At 34.9% G+C, this 1006-nt stretch carries 1 protein-coding gene; it reads left to right on the top strand.

From position 1 onward, the window contains the following. Positions 1-80: 80 nt before the first annotated feature. Positions 81-1006 (top strand): ATP-binding protein (locus ACZQCL_RS06325; RefSeq protein WP_482482304.1); only part of this gene is annotated, 926 nt, incomplete at its 3' end.

Raw genomic sequence — 1006 nt, 5'->3', positions numbered from 1 at the left:
ACGGCTTTTATTTATTTAGAGGATTATGATCAAAGTAAAGTGCCTTCATGGGCCATTCAATATAGATTGGAAGAAAAGTTATGAATATATTACAGGCAAAAAATGAAATAAAAAATACTGTACAGGCATATTTATCGAAGAATTCGTTTGGTGAATATGAGATTGAAGCGAAGAATCAACGACCATTATTGTTGATTGGTCCTCCTGGTATTGGTAAAACACAGATTATGGAACAAATCGCAAAGGAATGTCAAATTGGACTTGTCAGCTATACAATTACGCATCATACACGTCAAAGTGCTGTGGGCCTTCCTTTTATTCAAGAAAAGGAATTTCAAGGAAAGACATACTCGATTACGGAATACACAATGAGTGAGATCATTGCGAGTGTTTATTCAAAAATGGAAGATACAGGATTAAAAGAGGGTATCTTATTTATTGATGAAATCAATTGTGTATCGGAAACATTAGCACCTACGATGTTGCAGTTTCTGCAAAATAAAACCTTTGGAAATCAGAAGGTTCCTTGTGGCTGGATCATTGTAGCAGCAGGAAATCCGAGTGAATATAATAAATCGGTTCGTGATTTTGATGTCGTGACAATGGATCGTATTCGTTATATTCATGTTGAAACGGATTACTATGTATGGAAAGAGTATGCGATCTCAAAACATATACATCCGATGATTTTAAGCTATTTGGAATTAAAGCCCAATCATTTCTATACTGTTTCAACAAGTGTGGATGGTATGGAATTTGTGACGGCAAGAGGCTGGGAAGATCTATCTTATTTACTCTATACCTATGAAAAGATGCATCTAGAAATCTCTCAAGATACGATTTATGAATATCTGCATCATGAAGATATTGCCGAAGATGTTTTCGCCTATTATTTGGTGTATAAAAAATATCAGGATGATTATGGCATTGACGATATCTTAAATGGAAATGTATCAAGCACGATCTACGCTCGATTGTTTAATGCCGATTTTGATGAAAGAGTCTC

The sequence above is a fragment of the Holdemanella sp. genome, assembly GCF_056804935.1.
The sequence above is the reverse complement of the archived record's forward strand: the minus strand, read 5'-3'. Positions and strand labels throughout refer to the sequence as shown.